General features: G+C 52.8%; 14 protein-coding genes. 11 read left to right on the top strand and 3 right to left on the bottom strand.

Annotation, left to right across the window (positions count from 1 at the left end; genetic code table 11):
* Window positions 1-19 precede the first annotated feature (19 nt).
* From secE to MY052_RS22770, 11 genes are all read left to right on the top strand, one after another.
* Window positions 20-403: a preprotein translocase subunit SecE gene (gene secE, locus MY052_RS22820; protein ID WP_035895925.1), complete on the top strand. Its 384-nt coding sequence runs from the start codon at window positions 20-22 to the stop codon at window positions 401-403.
* 1 nt (window position 404) lies between these two features.
* Window positions 405-950, top strand: coding sequence for a transcription termination/antitermination protein NusG (gene nusG / locus MY052_RS22815; protein WP_002438628.1), 546 nt, complete (start codon window positions 405-407; stop codon window positions 948-950).
* Window positions 951-1,109: 159 nt separating this feature from the next.
* Window positions 1,110-1,538, top strand: coding sequence for a 50S ribosomal protein L11 (gene rplK / locus MY052_RS22810; RefSeq protein ID WP_012133815.1), 429 nt, complete (start codon window positions 1,110-1,112; stop codon window positions 1,536-1,538).
* Between the two features lie 3 nt (window positions 1,539-1,541).
* Window positions 1,542-2,246 (top strand): 50S ribosomal protein L1, encoded by a 705-nt coding sequence (gene rplA, locus MY052_RS22805; protein ID WP_035895924.1) that lies wholly within the window; start codon window positions 1,542-1,544, stop codon window positions 2,244-2,246.
* A 289-nt stretch (window positions 2,247-2,535) separates the two neighbouring features.
* Window positions 2,536-3,033 carry a 50S ribosomal protein L10 gene (rplJ, locus tag MY052_RS22800; protein WP_001207203.1) on the top strand — a complete coding sequence of 166 codons (498 nt, stop codon included), beginning with the start codon at window positions 2,536-2,538 and terminating at the stop codon, window positions 3,031-3,033.
* Between the two features lie 66 nt (window positions 3,034-3,099).
* Window positions 3,100-3,465 (top strand): 50S ribosomal protein L7/L12, encoded by a 366-nt coding sequence (rplL, locus tag MY052_RS22795; protein ID WP_006176746.1) that lies wholly within the window; start codon window positions 3,100-3,102, stop codon window positions 3,463-3,465.
* A gap of 318 nt (window positions 3,466-3,783) precedes the next feature.
* Window positions 3,784-7,812, top strand: coding sequence for a DNA-directed RNA polymerase subunit beta (gene rpoB, locus MY052_RS22790; protein ID WP_035895917.1), 4,029 nt, complete (start codon window positions 3,784-3,786; stop codon window positions 7,810-7,812).
* Between the two features lie 76 nt (window positions 7,813-7,888).
* Entirely contained in the window at window positions 7,889-12,112 is a 4,224-nt protein-coding gene (gene rpoC, locus MY052_RS22785) for a DNA-directed RNA polymerase subunit beta' (protein WP_123652729.1), read from the top strand.
* A 211-nt stretch (window positions 12,113-12,323) separates the two neighbouring features.
* Entirely contained in the window at window positions 12,324-13,274 is a 951-nt protein-coding gene (locus MY052_RS22780) for a sugar ABC transporter substrate-binding protein (RefSeq protein ID WP_248537912.1), read from the top strand.
* A gap of 79 nt (window positions 13,275-13,353) precedes the next feature.
* Window positions 13,354-14,883: a sugar ABC transporter ATP-binding protein gene (locus MY052_RS22775; RefSeq protein ID WP_248537911.1), complete on the top strand. Its 1,530-nt coding sequence runs from the start codon at window positions 13,354-13,356 to the stop codon at window positions 14,881-14,883.
* Entirely contained in the window at window positions 14,876-15,853 is a 978-nt protein-coding gene (locus MY052_RS22770; RefSeq protein ID WP_202216778.1) for an ABC transporter permease, read from the top strand. The genes MY052_RS22775 and MY052_RS22770 overlap by 8 nt, the downstream gene beginning before the upstream one ends.
* Before the next feature lie 57 nt (window positions 15,854-15,910).
* Here MY052_RS22770 and MY052_RS22765 read toward each other — a convergent pair whose 3' ends face one another.
* From MY052_RS22765 to MY052_RS22755, 3 genes are all read right to left on the bottom strand, one after another.
* Complete coding sequence (locus tag MY052_RS22765) at window positions 15,911-16,228, bottom strand: PTS lactose/cellobiose transporter subunit IIA (RefSeq protein WP_035895909.1); 318 nt, start codon at window positions 16,226-16,228, stop codon at window positions 15,911-15,913.
* A 7-nt stretch (window positions 16,229-16,235) separates the two neighbouring features.
* Complete coding sequence (locus MY052_RS22760) at window positions 16,236-16,541, bottom strand: PTS sugar transporter subunit IIB (protein ID WP_035895906.1); 306 nt, start codon at window positions 16,539-16,541, stop codon at window positions 16,236-16,238.
* Between the two features lie 232 nt (window positions 16,542-16,773).
* Complete coding sequence (locus tag MY052_RS22755) at window positions 16,774-18,318, bottom strand: sensor domain-containing diguanylate cyclase (protein WP_248538979.1); 1,545 nt, start codon at window positions 18,316-18,318, stop codon at window positions 16,774-16,776.
* Window positions 18,319-18,386: the final 68 nt, after the last annotated feature.

Here is an 18,386-nt window from a genome sequence, read left to right as displayed (position 1 = left end):
ACTTCTGACAGGTTGGTTTATGAGTGCGAATACCGAAGCTCAAGGGAGCGGGCGCGGCCTGGAAGCGATGAAGTGGGTAGCTGTTGCCGTATTGCTTATCGTGGCAATCGTGGGCAACTACCTCTATCGCGACATGATGCTGCCGCTGCGTGCGCTGGCCGTAGTAATTATTATTGCTGCAGCGGGTGGTGTCGCGCTGTTGACGACGAAAGGCAAAGCGACCGTTGCGTTTGCGCGTGAAGCGAGAACGGAAGTTCGTAAGGTGATTTGGCCGACTCGCCAGGAAACACTGCACACTACGCTGATCGTTGCTGCGGTCACTGCGGTAATGTCACTGATCCTGTGGGGACTGGATGGTATTCTGGTTCGCCTGGTATCCTTTATCACTGGCCTGAGGTTCTAAGATGTCTGAAGCACCTAAAAAGCGTTGGTACGTCGTTCAGGCGTTTTCCGGTTTTGAAGGCCGTGTAGCGACTTCGCTGCGCGAGCATATCAAATTACACAATATGGAAGAGCTGTTTGGCGAAGTCATGGTTCCGACCGAAGAAGTGGTCGAAATTCGTGGCGGCCAGCGTCGCAAGAGCGAGCGCAAATTCTTCCCAGGCTACGTGTTAGTTCAGATGGTGATGAACGACGCCAGCTGGCACCTGGTGCGTAGCGTTCCGCGCGTAATGGGCTTTATCGGCGGTACCTCTGACCGTCCGGCACCAATCAGCGACAAAGAAGTTGATGCGATTATGAACCGCCTGCAGCAGGTTGGTGATAAGCCGCGTCCTAAAACGCTGTTTGAACCGGGTGAAATGGTTCGCGTTAGCGACGGTCCATTCGCTGACTTCAACGGTGTAGTTGAAGAAGTGGATTACGAGAAGTCTCGTCTGAAAGTATCCGTCTCTATCTTCGGTCGTGCGACCCCGGTAGAACTGGACTTTGCTCAGGTAGAGAAAGCGTAAGGCTGCGATCAAAAAAGCATCGATCTAATCGTTGCATAGGGCGCGAAATTGACATACAATTTCGCGCCTTTTGTTTTTATGGGCACATGCCTGTAAAACGAATTTTTATATCACGGGGAGCCTCTTAGAGGCGCTATCACCCACATAGAGGATTTTAGAATGGCTAAGAAAGTCCAAGCCTACGTTAAGCTGCAGGTTGCAGCTGGTATGGCAAACCCAAGTCCACCAGTTGGTCCAGCTCTGGGTCAGCAGGGTGTGAACATCATGGAATTCTGCAAAGCGTTCAACGCAAAAACTGATTCCATCGAAAAAGGTCTGCCAATTCCGGTTGTTATCACCGTTTACGCTGACCGTTCTTTCACCTTCATTACCAAAACGCCTCCAGCAGCAGTTCTGCTGAAAAAAGCAGCTGGTATTAAGTCTGGTTCCGGTAAGCCGAACAAAGACAAAGTTGGTAAAATTTCCCGCGCTCAGCTGCAGGAAATCGCGCAGACCAAAGCTGCCGACATGACTGGCGCCGACATTGAAGCGATGACTCGCTCAATCGAAGGTACTGCACGTTCCATGGGCCTGGTAGTGGAGGATTAAGAAATGGCTAAACTGACCAAGCGTATGCGCGTGATCCGTGACAAAGTTGATGCTACTAAGCAGTACGACATCAACGAAGCTATTGCTCTGCTGAAAGAGCTGGCCACTGCTAAGTTCAACGAAAGCGTTGACGTTGCCGTTAACCTCGGTATCGACGCTCGTAAATCTGACCAGAACGTACGTGGTGCAACTGTACTGCCGCACGGTACTGGCCGTTCCGTTCGCGTTGCCGTATTTACCCAGGGCCCTAACGCTGAAGCAGCTAAAGCTGCTGGCGCAGAGCTGGTAGGTATGGAAGATCTGGCTGACCTGATCAAAAAAGGCGAAATGAACTTCGACGTTGTTATCGCATCTCCAGATGCAATGCGCGTTGTTGGCCAGCTGGGTCAGGTTCTGGGCCCACGTGGTCTGATGCCAAACCCGAAAGTTGGTACTGTAACTCCTAACGTTGCTGAAGCGGTTAAGAACGCTAAAGCTGGTCAGGTTCGTTACCGTAACGACAAAAACGGCATCATCCACACCACCATCGGTAAAGTGGACTTTGACGCTGACAAACTGAAAGAAAACCTGGAATCTCTGCTGGTTGCGCTGAAAAAAGCAAAACCAACTCAGGCTAAAGGCGTGTACATCAAGAAAGTTAGCATCTCCACCACCATGGGTGCAGGTGTTGCAGTTGACCAGGCTGGCCTGAGCGCTGCTGCAAACTAATGCCTTTACGTGGGCGGTGATTTTGTCTACAATCTTACCCCCACGTTTGCTAACAATAGTTAGCGGCTAAAAGATTTGTTCGTTGGAGCCTGGCCTATCCAGGCCTCCGTCGAAGACCGCAGGTGTTTCGTAAGAAACTTAATGCCCTGCGTAGACGGTGACAGAACGCTAAGATTATTTTTAATACTCTGGCTTGTTTCTGCTCACCGTATTAAGACGCTCTCTCTATTGGGGAGAGTGAAGTGAGTTCCGGGACATGAGTTCCGGCAAACATCCAGGAGCAAAGCTAATGGCTTTAAATCTTCAAGACAAACAAGCGATTGTTGCTGAAGTCAGCGAAGTAGCCAAAGGCGCGCTGTCTGCAGTAGTTGCGGATTCCCGTGGCGTTACTGTAGATAAAATGACTGAACTGCGTAAAGCAGGTCGTGAAGCTGGCGTATACATGCGTGTTGTTCGTAACACCCTGCTGCGCCGCGTCGTTGAAGGTACTCAGTTTGAATGCCTGAAAGACACGTTTGTTGGTCCGACCCTGATTGCATACTCTATGGAACACCCGGGCGCTGCTGCTCGTCTGTTCAAAGAGTTCGCGAAAGCGAATGCAAAATTTGAGGTCAAAGCCGCAGCCTTTGAAGGTGAGTTAATCCCGGCATCGCAGATCGATCGCCTGGCAACTCTGCCGACCTACGAAGAAGCAATTGCACGCCTGATGGCAACCATGAAAGAAGCTTCGGCTGGCAAACTGGTTCGCACTCTGGCTGCTGTACGCGATGCGAAAGAAGCTGCTTAATCGCAGTCCTCTTTGTAAAGTATCTGCTTACGTATAAACTTATTCTGATTTTCAGGAACAATTTAAATGTCTATCACTAAAGATCAAATCATTGAAGCAGTTGCAGCTATGTCCGTAATGGACGTTGTAGAACTGATTTCTGCAATGGAAGAAAAATTCGGTGTTTCCGCTGCTGCTGCTGTAGCTGTAGCTGCTGGCCCGGCTGAAGCTGCTGAAGAAAAAACTGAATTCGACGTAATTCTGAAAGCTGCTGGCGCTAACAAAGTTGCTGTAATCAAAGCAGTACGTGGCGCAACTGGCCTGGGTCTGAAAGAAGCTAAAGACCTAGTAGAATCTGCTCCAGCCGCTCTGAAAGAAGGCGTGAGCAAAGATGACGCTGAAGCACTGAAAAAATCTCTGGAAGAAGCTGGCGCTGAAGTTGAAGTTAAATAAGCCAACTTTTCTAGTTGAAGCCTGAGAAATCAGGCCGATGGCTGGTGACTTTTTAGTCACCAGCCATTTTGCGCTGTATGGCGCCAGTAGCATTTCACACTGTTTGACTACTGGTTGTCCTGACAATGCACGTTTCTATCGACGACTTAATATATTGCGACAGGGTGCTCGCTCTGTGTAAATCGCAATGAAATGGTTTAAGCGTGATAGCAACAGGTATTGCGGAAAGTGTTCCATTTTCCGGTCAACAAAATAGTGTTGCACAAACTGTCTGCCAATGGACAGATGCGTCGACTTGTCAGCGAGCTGAGGAACCCTATGGTTTACTCCTATACCGAGAAAAAACGTATTCGTAAGGATTTTGGTAAACGTCCACAAGTTCTGGATGTCCCATATCTCCTTTCTATCCAGCTTGACTCGTTCCAGAAGTTTATCGAGCAAGATCCTGAAGGTCAGTATGGTCTGGAAGCTGCTTTCCGTTCCGTATTCCCTATCAAAAGCTACAGCGGTAACTCCGAGCTGCAATACGTCAGCTACCGTCTGGGCGAGCCTGTCTTTGACGTTCAGGAATGTCAGATCCGTGGCGTGACCTATTCCGCACCGCTGCGCGTAAAACTGCGTCTGGTGATCTACGAGCGCGAAGCGCCGGAAGGCACCGTAAAAGACATTAAAGAACAAGAAGTCTACATGGGCGAAATTCCGCTCATGACCGACAACGGTACCTTTGTCATCAACGGTACTGAGCGTGTTATCGTTTCTCAGCTGCACCGTAGCCCAGGCGTCTTCTTTGACTCCGATAAAGGCAAAACCCACTCTTCGGGTAAAGTGCTGTATAACGCGCGCATCATTCCTTACCGTGGTTCCTGGCTGGACTTCGAATTCGATCCGAAGGACAACCTGTTCGTACGTATCGACCGTCGCCGTAAACTGCCTGCGACCATTATTCTGCGTGCGCTGAACTACACCACTGAGCAGATCCTTGACCTGTTCTTTGAGAAAGTTGTCTTCGAAATTCGTGACAACAAGCTGCAGATGGAACTGATTCCAGAACGTCTGCGTGGCGAAACCGCGTCCTTCGACATCGAAGCGAACGGTAAAGTGTACGTTGAAAAAGGCCGCCGTATTACTGCGCGCCACATTCGCCAGCTGGAAAAAGACGATATCAAACATATCGAAGTTCCGGTTGAGTACATCGCTGGCAAAGTCGCTTCTAAAGACTACGTTGACGAATCTACTGGCGAGCTGATCTGCCCAGCCAACATGGAGCTGAGCCTGGATCTGCTGGCTAAGCTGAGCCAGTCTGGCCACAAGCGTATCGAAACGCTGTTCACTAACGATCTGGACCACGGTGCATACATTTCTGAAACTGTACGCGTCGACCCAACTAACGATCGTCTGAGTGCGCTGGTAGAAATCTACCGCATGATGCGCCCTGGTGAGCCGCCAACTCGTGAAGCTGCTGAAAGCCTGTTCGAGAACCTGTTCTTCTCCGAAGACCGCTATGACCTGTCTGCGGTTGGTCGTATGAAGTTCAACCGTTCTCTGCTGCGTGACGAGATCGAAGGTTCCGGTATCCTGAGCAAAGACGACATCATCGAAGTGATGAAGAAGCTCATCGATATCCGTAACGGTAAAGGCGAAGTCGATGATATCGACCACCTCGGCAACCGTCGTATCCGTTCCGTAGGCGAAATGGCGGAAAACCAATTCCGCGTTGGCCTGGTTCGTGTTGAGCGTGCGGTGAAAGAGCGTCTGTCTCTGGGCGATCTGGATACCCTGATGCCTCAGGACATGATCAACGCCAAGCCGATTTCTGCAGCAGTGAAAGAGTTCTTTGGTTCCAGCCAGCTGTCTCAGTTTATGGACCAGAACAACCCGCTGTCTGAGATTACGCACAAACGTCGTATCTCCGCACTCGGCCCGGGCGGTCTGACCCGTGAACGTGCAGGCTTCGAAGTTCGAGACGTACACCCGACTCACTACGGTCGCGTATGTCCAATCGAAACGCCTGAAGGTCCAAACATCGGTCTGATCAACTCCCTGTCCGTGTACGCACAGACTAACGAATACGGCTTCCTTGAGACTCCGTACCGTAAAGTGACCGACGGTGTTGTAACCGACGAAATTCATTACCTGTCTGCTATCGAAGAAGGCAACTACGTTATCGCTCAGGCGAACTCCAACCTGGATGACGAAGGCCACTTTGTAGAAGACCTGGTAACTTGCCGTAGCAAAGGCGAATCCAGCTTGTTCAGCCGCGACCAGGTTGACTACATGGACGTATCCACCCAGCAGGTGGTATCCGTCGGTGCGTCCCTGATCCCGTTCCTGGAACACGATGACGCCAACCGTGCATTGATGGGTGCGAACATGCAACGTCAGGCCGTTCCAACTCTGCGTGCTGATAAGCCGCTGGTTGGTACCGGTATGGAACGTGCTGTTGCCGTTGACTCCGGTGTTACTGCAGTTGCTAAGCGTGGCGGTACCGTTCAGTACGTCGACGCATCCCGTATCGTTATCAAAGTTAACGAAGACGAGATGTATCCGGGCGAAGCGGGTATCGACATCTACAACCTGACCAAATACACCCGTTCTAACCAGAACACCTGTATTAACCAGATGCCTTGCGTGTCTCTGGGTGAGCCAATCGAGCGCGGCGACGTGCTGGCAGATGGCCCGTCTACCGACCTGGGTGAACTGGCGCTGGGTCAGAACATGCGCGTGGCATTCATGCCATGGAACGGTTACAACTTCGAAGACTCCATCCTCGTATCCGAGCGTGTTGTTCAGGAAGACCGTTTCACCACCATCCACATTCAGGAACTGGCATGTGTGTCCCGTGACACCAAGCTGGGGCCTGAAGAGATCACCGCTGACATCCCTAACGTGGGTGAAGCTGCGCTCTCCAAACTGGATGAATCCGGTATCGTTTACATTGGTGCAGAAGTCACCGGTGGCGACATTCTGGTTGGTAAGGTAACGCCGAAAGGTGAAACCCAGCTGACGCCAGAAGAGAAGCTGCTGCGTGCTATCTTCGGTGAGAAAGCGTCTGACGTTAAAGACTCTTCCCTGCGCGTACCAAACAGCGTTTCCGGTACTGTTATCGACGTTCAGGTCTTTACTCGCGATGGCGTAGAAAAAGACAAACGTGCGCTGGAAATCGAAGAGATGCAGCTGAAGCAGGCTAAGAAAGACCTGTCTGAAGAACTGCAGATCCTCGAAGCTGGCCTGTTCAGCCGTATCTACGCTGTGCTGGTTGCCGGTGGTGTCGAAGCTGAGAAGCTGGACAAACTGCCTCGCGATCGCTGGCTGGAACTCGGTCTGACCGACGAAGAGAAACAGAATCAGCTGGAACAGCTTGCTGAACAGTACGACGAGCTGAAACACGAGTTCGAGAAAAAACTCGAAGCGAAACGCCGCAAAATCACCCAAGGCGACGATCTGGCACCGGGTGTGCTGAAGATTGTTAAGGTATACCTGGCCGTTAAACGCCGTATCCAGCCTGGTGACAAAATGGCAGGTCGTCACGGTAACAAGGGTGTAATTTCTAAGATCAACCCGATCGAAGATATGCCACACGATGCTAACGGTACGCCGGTAGATATCGTACTGAACCCGCTGGGCGTACCATCGCGTATGAACATCGGTCAGATCCTTGAAACTCACCTGGGTATGGCTGCGAAAGGTATCGGCGATAAGATCAACGCCATGCTGAAACAGCAGCAAGAAGTCGCGAAACTGCGCGAGTTCATCCAGCGTGCTTACGATCTGGGCTCTGATGTTCGTCAGAAAGTTGACCTGAACACCTTCACCGATGATGAAGTGCTGCGTCTGGCTGAAAACCTGAAGAAAGGTATGCCAATCGCAACGCCAGTATTCGACGGTGCAAAAGAAGCGGAAATTAAAGAACTGCTGCAACTGGGCGGTCTGCCATCTTCTGGTCAGATTACCCTGTTCGACGGCCGTACGGGTGAACAGTTCGAGCGTCAGGTAACCGTAGGTTACATGTACATGCTGAAACTGAACCACCTGGTCGACGACAAGATGCACGCGCGTTCTACCGGTTCTTACAGCCTGGTTACTCAGCAGCCGCTGGGTGGTAAGGCTCAGTTCGGTGGTCAGCGCTTCGGGGAGATGGAAGTGTGGGCGCTGGAAGCATACGGCGCCGCCTACACCCTGCAGGAAATGCTCACCGTTAAGTCTGATGACGTGAACGGCCGTACTAAGATGTATAAGAACATCGTAGATGGCAACCATCAGATGGAACCGGGCATGCCGGAATCCTTCAACGTACTGTTGAAAGAAATCCGCTCGCTGGGCATCAACATCGAACTGGAAGACGAGTAATCCTCGCTCAAACAGGTCACTGCTGCCGGGGTCATTCCCGGCAGTGGATTGTGCTAACTCCGACGGGAGCAAATCCGTGAAAGATTTATTAAAGTTTCTGAAAGCGCAGACTAAAACCGAAGAGTTTGATGCGATCAAAATTGCTCTGGCTTCGCCAGACATGATCCGTTCATGGTCTTTCGGTGAAGTTAAAAAGCCGGAAACCATTAACTACCGTACGTTCAAACCTGAGCGTGACGGCCTTTTCTGCGCCCGTATCTTTGGGCCAGTAAAAGACTACGAGTGCCTGTGCGGTAAGTACAAGCGCCTGAAACACCGCGGTGTGATCTGTGAGAAGTGCGGCGTTGAAGTGACCCAGACCAAAGTGCGTCGTGAGCGCATGGGCCACATCGAGCTGGCATGTCCAACTGCCCACATCTGGTTCCTGAAATCGCTGCCGTCCCGTATCGGTCTGCTGCTCGATATGCCACTGCGCGATATCGAACGCGTACTGTACTTCGAATCTTATGTTGTTATCGAAGGCGGTATGACCAACCTGGAACGTCAACAGATCCTGACTGAAGAGCAGTATCTGGACGCGCTGGAAGAGTTCGGTGACGAATTCGACGCGAAGATGGGTGCGGAAGCTATCCAGGCCCTGCTGAAGAGCATGGATCTGGAGCAAGAGTGTGAAACTCTGCGCGAAGAGCTGAACGAAACCAACTCCGAAACCAAGCGTAAAAAGCTGACCAAGCGTATCAAGCTGCTGGAAGCGTTCGTACAGTCTGGCAACAAGCCAGAGTGGATGATCCTGACCGTTCTGCCGGTTCTGCCGCCAGATCTGCGTCCGCTGGTTCCGCTGGATGGTGGTCGTTTCGCGACTTCTGACCTGAACGATCTGTATCGTCGCGTCATTAACCGTAACAACCGTCTGAAGCGCCTGCTGGATCTGGCTGCGCCAGATATCATCGTACGCAACGAAAAACGTATGCTGCAGGAAGCGGTTGACGCCCTGCTGGATAACGGTCGTCGCGGTCGTGCAATCACCGGTTCTAACAAACGTCCTCTGAAATCTTTGGCTGATATGATCAAAGGTAAACAGGGTCGTTTCCGTCAGAACCTGCTCGGTAAGCGTGTTGACTACTCCGGTCGTTCTGTAATCACCGTAGGTCCATACCTGCGTCTGCATCAGTGCGGTCTGCCTAAGAAAATGGCATTGGAGCTGTTCAAACCATTCATCTACGGCAAACTGGAACTGCGTGGCCTGGCCACCACCATCAAAGCCGCTAAGAAAATGGTTGAGCGCGAAGAAGCTGTCGTTTGGGATATCCTGGACGAAGTTATCCGCGAACACCCGGTCATGCTGAACCGTGCACCAACACTGCACCGTCTGGGCATCCAGGCGTTTGAGCCAGTACTGATCGAAGGTAAAGCTATTCAGCTGCACCCGCTGGTTTGTGCGGCATATAACGCCGACTTCGATGGTGACCAGATGGCTGTTCACGTACCGCTGACGCTGGAAGCCCAGCTGGAAGCGCGTGCGCTGATGATGTCTACCAACAACATCCTGTCACCAGCGAACGGCGAGCCAATCATCGTTCCTTCTCAGGACGTTGTATTGGGTCTGTACTACATGACCCGTGACTGTGTTAACGCCAAAGGCGAAGGCATGGTGCTGACTGGCCCTAAAGAAGCTGAGCGTATCTATCGCGCAGGTCTGGCCTCTCTGCATGCGCGCGTTAAAGTGCGTATCACCGAATACGAAAAAGATGAAAACGGCGAATTCGTTGCGCACACCAGCCTGAAAGACACGACCGTTGGCCGTGCTATTCTGTGGATGATCGTACCGAAAGGTCTGCCTTTCTCCATCGTCAACCAGGCGCTGGGCAAGAAAGCTATCTCCAAAATGCTGAACACCTGTTACCGCATTCTGGGCCTGAAGCCGACCGTAATCTTCGCTGACCAGACCATGTACACCGGCTTTGCCTATGCAGCGCGCTCAGGCGCCTCTGTTGGTATCGACGACATGGTTATCCCAGAGAAGAAATACGAAATCATCAGCGAAGCGGAAGCTGAAGTTGCTGAGATCCAGGAGCAGTTCCAGTCTGGTCTGGTAACCGCTGGCGAACGCTACAACAAAGTTATCGATATCTGGGCTGCGGCGAACGATCGTGTATCCAAAGCGATGATGGATAACCTGCAAACTGAAACCGTCATTAACCGTGAAGGTAAAGAAGAGCAGCAGGTTTCCTTCAACAGCATCTACATGATGGCCGACTCCGGTGCGCGTGGTTCTGCAGCACAGATTCGTCAGCTGGCTGGTATGCGTGGTCTGATGGCTAAGCCAGATGGCTCCATCATCGAAACGCCAATCACCGCGAACTTCCGTGAAGGTCTGAACGTACTCCAGTACTTCATCTCCACTCACGGTGCTCGTAAAGGTCTGGCGGATACCGCACTGAAAACAGCGAACTCCGGTTACCTGACTCGTCGTCTGGTTGACGTGGCACAGGACCTGGTCGTTACTGAAGACGACTGTGGCACCCTGGAAGGCATCACCATGACCCCGGTTATCGAGGGTGGTGACGTTAAAGAGCCACTGCGCGATCGCGTACTGGGTCGTGTGACTGCTGAAGACGTTCTGAAGCCGGGCACCGCGGACATTCTGGTTCCACGTAACACGCTGCTGAACGAGCAGTGGTGTGATCTGTTGGAAGAGAACTCCGTTGACTCCGTCAAAGTGCGTTCCGTTGTATCCTGTGACACCGACTTTGGTGTATGTGCGCACTGCTACGGTCGTGACCTGGCGCGTGGCCACATCATCAACAAAGGTGAGGCTATCGGCGTTATCGCTGCACAGTCCATCGGTGAACCTGGTACACAGCTGACGATGCGTACGTTCCACATCGGTGGTGCGGCATCTCGTGCGGCTGCTGAATCCAGCATCCAGGTTAAGAACAAAGGTAGCATCAAGCTCAGCAACGCGAAGTCGGTTGTGAACTCCAGCGGTAAACTGGTTATCACTTCCCGTAACACCGAGCTGAAACTGATCGACGAATTCGGTCGTACCAAAGAAAGCTATAAAGTGCCTTACGGCTCCGTTATGGCTAAAGGTGATGGCGAGCAGGTTGCCGGCGGTGAAACCGTAGCAAACTGGGATCCACACACCATGCCGGTTATCACCGAAGTAAGTGGTTTCATCCGCTTCACTGACATGATCGACGGCCAGACCATTACTCGTCAAACTGACGAACTGACCGGTCTGTCTTCTCTGGTCGTTCTGGATTCTGCTGAACGTACCGCGGGTGGTAAAGACCTGCGTCCAGCACTGAAAATTGTTGATGCTCAGGGCAACGACGTTCTGATCCCTGGCACCGATATGCCTGCTCAGTACTTCCTGCCGGGTAAAGCGATTGTTCAGCTGGAAGATGGCGTTCAGATCAGTTCTGGTGACACCCTGGCCCGTGTTCCTCAGGAATCCGGCGGTACCAAGGACATCACCGGTGGTCTGCCACGCGTTGCGGATCTGTTCGAAGCTCGTCGTCCGAAAGAGCCAGCAATCCTGGCTGAAATCAGCGGCATCATTTCCTTCGGTAAAGAAACCAAAGGGAAACGTCGTCTGGTTATCACCCCGGTAGACGGTAGCGATCCGTACGAAGAGATGATTCCAAAATGGCGTCAGCTCAACGTGTTCGAAGGTGAACGTGTAGAACGTGGTGATGTGGTTTCCGATGGTCCAGAAGCGCCGCACGACATCCTGCGTCTGCGTGGTGTGCATGCTGTAACTCGTTACATTGTTAACGAAGTTCAGGACGTATACCGTCTGCAGGGCGTTAAGATTAACGATAAACACATCGAAGTTATCGTTCGTCAGATGCTGCGTAAAGCCACCATCGAAAGCGCTGGTAGCTCCGACTTCCTGGAAGGCGAACAGGTTGAATACTCCCGCGTTAAGATTGCTAACCGCGATCTGGAAGCGAACGGCAAAGTGGGCGCAACCTTCGCTCGCGATCTGCTGGGTATCACCAAAGCGTCTCTGGCAACCGAGTCGTTCATCTCTGCAGCATCGTTCCAGGAGACCACGCGTGTCCTGACCGAAGCAGCCGTTGCAGGCAAACGCGACGAACTGCGCGGCCTGAAAGAGAACGTTATCGTGGGTCGTCTGATCCCGGCTGGTACCGGTTATGCGTACCATCAGGATCGCATCCGTCGCCGTGCGGCGGGCGAAGTTTCTGCAGCACCTCAGGTGAGTGCAGAAGAAGCGACCGCGAGCCTGGCAGAACTGCTGAACGCAGGTCTGGGTGGTTCTGATAACGACTAATCGTTCACGCTAGTGCGATAAGTTGAAAGGCCAGTCTTCGGACTGGCCTTTTTTATTGCTGTTTTTACGACTGCCCCACCTTTACTGCGTCCGGAAACCTCTCCGGAATATTGTGCAGTGCCTCACTCTGACCCGCATTTTGCTTGACTATACTCCATCGGGTAGTGCGTCTAACCCTACCTATAAAAATGGATAACATTATGAATAAAAAGTGTTTTCACGCTTCGTTGGTACCGCTATCGCCATAGCGCTGTCGGCAGCGATCGTTACCCCTGCTTTTGCCGCTGATGTGCCAGCGCATAAGCCGAAAGTCGCGCTGGTGATGAAGTCACTGGCGAATGAGTTTTTCCTGACCATGGAAAACGGGGCCAAGGATTACCAAAAGAAAAACGCGGACAAGTTCGATCTCGTGTCCAACGGTATTAAAAATGAGACGGATACTGCGAATCAGATTCAGATTGTAGAGCAGATGATTGTCTCCAAAGCCGACGCCATTATCATCGCGCCTTCTGACTCTAAAGCACTGGTACCGGTGGTGAAAAAGGCGGTAGATGCCGGGATTCTGGTGATTAATATCGACAACCAATTTGACCCCACGGTGCTGAAAGATAAAGGGCTGAACGTGCCGTTCGTTGGGCCGAACAACCGTAAAGGTGCGAAAGATATCGGCGACTATCTGGCAAAACACCTGAAGGTGGGCGATGAGGTGGGTATTATCGAAGGGATCCCTACCTCGACCAACTCCCAGCAGCGTACGCTAGGCTTCCAGGACGCGATGTCTGCTGGTGGCATGAAGGTGGTTTCCGTCCAGTCCGGTCAGTGGGAGATGAACAACGCCAACACTATTGCCGCTGCCATGCTGAGTGAATATCCAAATATCAAAGCGCTGCTGGCGGACAACGATAACATGGCATTAGGTGCGGTCTCTGCCATTCGCGCCGCGGGTAAACGTGGACAGGTTCAGGTAGTTGGCTATGACAATATCGAAGCCATTAAGCCGATGCTGCAGGATGGCCGCGTGCTGGCGACCGCCGATCAGTTTGCTTCTCAACAGGCGGTCTTTGGTATCAACACTGCACTGGATGCGCTGAAAGCCGGTAAAAAACAGAGCGAACTTTCCGGCAGCGTAGAAACCCCGGTCAAACTGATTGTGAAACAGTAACCCGGCGCTTATTCCCCGGGGCGCAGGTTGCTGGCCCCGGTTTTTACAGGGATCCGATAGATCGGGTTGCGTGCGCGAAATGGCTGAATATCAAGAAATTCTGTCAATGTCCGGCGTGGGTAAAACCTACAACGAACCGGTGCTGACCAATGTTAATCTCAGTTTATACAGCGGCAAGGTGCTGGCGCTGACCGGAGAGAACGGTGCCGGGAAAAGTACGTTGTCGAAAATTATCGGCGGGCTGATTTCGTCCACCACCGGCACCATGACCTACCTCGGGCAGCCCTATGCTCCTGCCAGTCGTAAGGAAGCGGAAAAGCTCGGCGTCCGCATGGTGATGCAGGAACTCAACTTACTGCCGACATTAACCATCGCCGAAAATCTCTTTCTCGATCAATTGCCGAACCGGGCAGGGTGGATCAACCGTAAGCGCCTGCGGGAGATGTCCACGCCGGTAATGGCGATGGTCGGCCTGCAGGGACTTGACCCGGATATGCTGGTGGGTGAGCTGGGAATGGGGCACCAGCAGATGATCGAAATCGCCCGTAACCTGATTGGCGATAGCCGCATTCTTATCCTCGATGAACCTACGGCCATGCTCACCAGCCGTGAAGTTGAGCTGTTGTTCGAGCAGATTACGTGCTTTAAGCAGCGCGGCGTTTCCCTTATCTATATCTCTCACCGCCTTGATGAACTGGCACAAATCGCCGATGACATCATGGTACTGCGCGACGGCAACGTGGTCTGTACTGACGATATCAAGCGTTATAACAGCGATCAGCTGGTTTCCCTGATGGTGGGGCGCGACCTCGAGAGTACGCTGGACGTTAGCGCCCGCAGGCAGGGCACCCCCATTCTACAGGTGGAGCATTTCACGCGCGGGAAAGTGCTACAGGATATCTCACTGACGCTGCATCGCGGCGAAGTACTGGGCGTGAGTGGCCTGGTCGGCGCGGGGCGTACTGAGCTGATGCGGGCGATTTTTGGCGCGGACCCTATCGATAGCGGGCAGTTGAAGGTTGGCGACCCGCTCAAATCCGTGACGATTCGTTCGCCTTCGGAGGCTATTGCTCACCGCATTGCGCTGGTGACGGAAGACCGAAAAGGTGAAGGTCTGCTGTTACCGCATTCGGTGTCGGCAAATACGGCGCTCGGGAACAGCGATAAAGTCAGCAGCCTGTCGTGGCTCCATGCGGACAAAGAGCGGCAGTTGGCGCAGAAATACATCACCCGGCTGGGCATCCGTACGTCGGGAACGGAGTTGGCGGTCGACAGTCTGTCAGGCGGCAACCAGCAAAAGGTACTGATCGCCCGATGGCTGGAACGTAACTGCGACGTCATCCTTTTCGATGAACCCACCCGCGGCATTGACGTAGGGGCCAAGCGCGATATTTATCTGCTGCTCAATGAGCTGACGCAAAGCGGGAAAGGGTTGATGGTCGTCTCCAGCGATCTGCGCGAGCTCATGCTGATATGCGATCGTATTGCCGTGCTCTCCGCTGGCAAGCTGGTGGAGACGTTTACCCGCGACGACTGGACCCAGGATGCGATTCTGGCCGCCGCTTTTTCTGGCTATCAGCACGCCACAGGGAGTTTGCAGGATGAGTAATTCAACGCTGTCTATTAACCGTCGCGCCGCAACATGGCGGGGACTGAGCCGTTACCTGGGATTAATCGGCGCGCTGCTGGCGATGATTATCCTGTTCTCCTTTTTAAGCGATCACTTCCTGAGCCTCAACACGTTTAGCACCATCGCCAACCAGATCCCCGACCTGATGGTGATGTCGGTGGGTATGACGTTCGTGCTGATTATTGCCGGTATCGATCTGTCGGTAGGGTCCGTGCTGGCACTATCGGCGGCGGTTGTAAGCGTCACCTATCTTAACCTGCACTGGTCGCCCTGGCTGGCAGCGCTGGCTGGGATTGCGGTGGCGACGGTTGTTGGTGCGCTGACGGGGCTGATTTCCGTTATCTGGCGCATCCCGACGTTTATTGTCTCGCTCGGTATGCTGGAGATGGCGCGCGGCAGCGCCTATCAGCTGACGGATTCTCGCACGGCCTATATCGGCTCCAGCTTCGACTTCCTGGCCGACCCGATTGCGTTCGGTATCTCGCCGTCGTTTGTGATTGCAGTACTGGTGATTCTGATAGGGCAAGGGGTGCTTACCCGCACGATTTTTGGCCGTCACCTGATTGGTATTGGCACTAACGAAGAAGCGGTAAGGCTCTCGGGTATTAATCCTGCGCCGTACAAAGTCATCGTGTTTGCACTGATGGGGGCGCTGTCTGGCCTCGCGTCACTCTTCCAGGTGGCACGTCTGGAAGCGGCGGACCCCAACGGCGGCGTTGGGATGGAGCTACAGGTGATTGCGGCAGTGGTGATTGGCGGTACCAGCCTGATGGGCGGGCGAGGCTCGGTGGTTTGCACGTTCCTCGGCGCGCTGATTATCTCCGTACTGGCGGCAGGTCTGGCGCAGATAGGTGCGAGTGAGCCAACCAAACGCGTCATCACCGGTGCCGTCATCGTGGTTGCCGTTGTACTCGATACCTACCGAAGCCACCGGCAGAAAAAAGGATAAATAAAAAAACAAAGGCACCCCCGTAGGGGTGCCTTCTGTATCTATGCGATGACGTGGTTAGCTAACCAGTGGAATACGACGATACAGTTCAATCATGTCGGTTGCCAGATCCTGAATAACCATAGCGTTCATCAGGTGGTCCTGGGAGTGAACGGTGATCAGGTTAACCGGCAGTTTACCTGTACCTTCGTCGATGCCGATAAGCTGGGTCTGGATACCATGGGCCAGTTTGACGAACTCGCGAGACTCTTCCATCGCTTTTTCCGCGCCCTCAAAGTCACCTTTGCGAGCCAGTTGCAGCGCAGTTAATGCTGAACTACGTGCGGCACCGGCGTTCACCAGCAGTTCCATGATGATTGATTCTAAATCTTCCACGTCTTTCTCACTCCATTAACTTAAGGGCTTTCTCAAGCACGACATCGCCTTTCATCATGCCGTAGTCCATCATGTCGATGACCGCGACCTTTTTACCCAACGGGTCAGCCAGCGCCTGAAGCTTAGCTTGTTCATACTTCACCTGCGGACCCAACAACACGATGTCCGCGTCATTGATGTTCGCTTTAAATTCGGCCACCGGTACGGCTTTAATTGAGACTTCAATGCCTTTTTTCTGTGCAGCATCCTTCATGCGTTGAACCAACATGCTGGTGGACATACCTGCAGCGCAGCATAAAACGATATTCTTCATAATGCTCCCTCATGACCCGTGATGAATCATGTTTATCGCGAGCTGAAACGATCAACAACCGCTTTACAACGATTGTGTGTAAGCCATCACAAAGATCATCTCAAAAAACTGAAACCGGTTACATTTTTTGGTGTTTAACGTGCAAAATCCGGAAAGATGGGTAGCCTGGCCGGGCAATGCGACGCCGGGATTTGGCACCGAGCCGCCCCGGCGTCGGTGCACTTCGTTCGGGCTACGCGTCGTGGGTCGTACGCAGGATGCGGTTTTTCCCTTGGCGTTTGGCTTTATAAAGCGCCTCGTCGACGCTTGAAACCAGATGATCCAGCGTCTCCATATGCCATTCACCTAGCCCGGCGCTGAAGGTCACATGGAGCCCTTCTTCACGCCAGTTTCTATTGGCGACGTTTATCCGCCACAGCTCAAGCAGCGCAGAAGCCTCGGCAATATGTTCAGCGGTGAAGATAACCGCGAACTCCTCACCGCCGTAGCGGTAGAGCGACAGCCCGTGCGCCTGGAGAATGGTGATCCCTTCGCGCGCCACGTTTCGCAGCACGATATCGCCACTGAGGTGGCCCCAGGTATCATTAATGGATTTGAAGTTATCGATATCGACCAGCGCCAGCGAAAAGGGCTGCCGCTCCGCCATCAACGCGGTCATGTCGGTATCAAAGGCCCAACGGTTTTTACAGCCGGTGAGTGAATCGACGGTAGCCTGACGGACGTAGGCCCTTTCTCGTTCTTTGTTGGTTTCAATCGCTTTATGCAGCATCACTTCAAGGCCGGGCGCACGGTTAGTGTCGCCGGTCTTGATAGCATTGATGATATTCATCAGGATGCCGCGGGAAGCATGACGCAGATACAGACCGAAGGTGATGATGATAAGCCCGGCCAGCGCAAAGCCCCAGGAGATGATGATACTTTCATGCTGTGCCAGCATGCTGAGCGTATGGCCGGAGACTTTATAAATCACAAACCAGTCGGGGTTGGTGAACGAGTAGTAGTAATACCAGGTGCGGCTGCCTTTATCGAAAACTTCGCCCTCACCGGCCGTCATGCCGCCCAGGATCTGGGGGGAAATAACCTTCTGGAAGAGCTTGCCGTTGTCAGAGTGCAGTAGCGCCTGACCTTGACGATTGACGACAAAGAATTCTCCCTGAACAGGGGGTCTCATTTGCCGTAGCGTATGGCTCATGGCGGCCAGGTCAAAATGGAATGCCAGCGTTCCTTTCAGCTTGCCGTCGGTCGAAATCACCGGTTTTGCTAGCGTAACGGTCTGATGTTGAGTAAAGAAATCGACATAGGGCTGGGTATACCGGCTGAAAATCCCCGCGTCTCCTTGATGAACAAACCAGGGGCGGGTTGTGGCATCAAAGACAGGCGCATTCTGGCGTTGAACCACCTGCGGGGCTCGCATGTAGTGGCCTTCAGTATCGGCGATAGATAATGAGGATACGGTTGGCATCATTGACAGCAGCTGCATCATCGATTGCTGCCCTTGAACCGGGTCGAGATTCACCAGTCGATTCAGCTCGTCATCACGGGCTAAATAGGTTGCGGCGCGGCCCAGGATATAATCATTTTCATGGAGAATGGATTCGGTGTAATTGACCGCGAGATTATGGGTGAAGTTGCGGTTAATGCCATGATAATCGCGAATAATATCGTTGCGCTGGATGACAGTCACCAGAGCCGCAATAATAATAAAACTCAGTAGAATACCAGCAAAACTGATAAAAATCGGGGTAGTAAACGACAGTCGTCTACTGTGAGAACTCATCATGGTTTCCATTCCTCGGGGGGATTGCAGAAGACCAGAGCGAGTTGGTACTGCAATATGACACCTAT

The organism is Kluyvera ascorbata (genome assembly GCF_023195735.1).
In the GTDB taxonomy this organism is placed as follows: Bacteria; Pseudomonadota; Gammaproteobacteria; order Enterobacterales; family Enterobacteriaceae; genus Kluyvera; species Kluyvera ascorbata.
This window is presented reverse-complemented; position numbering and strand designations above follow the sequence as displayed.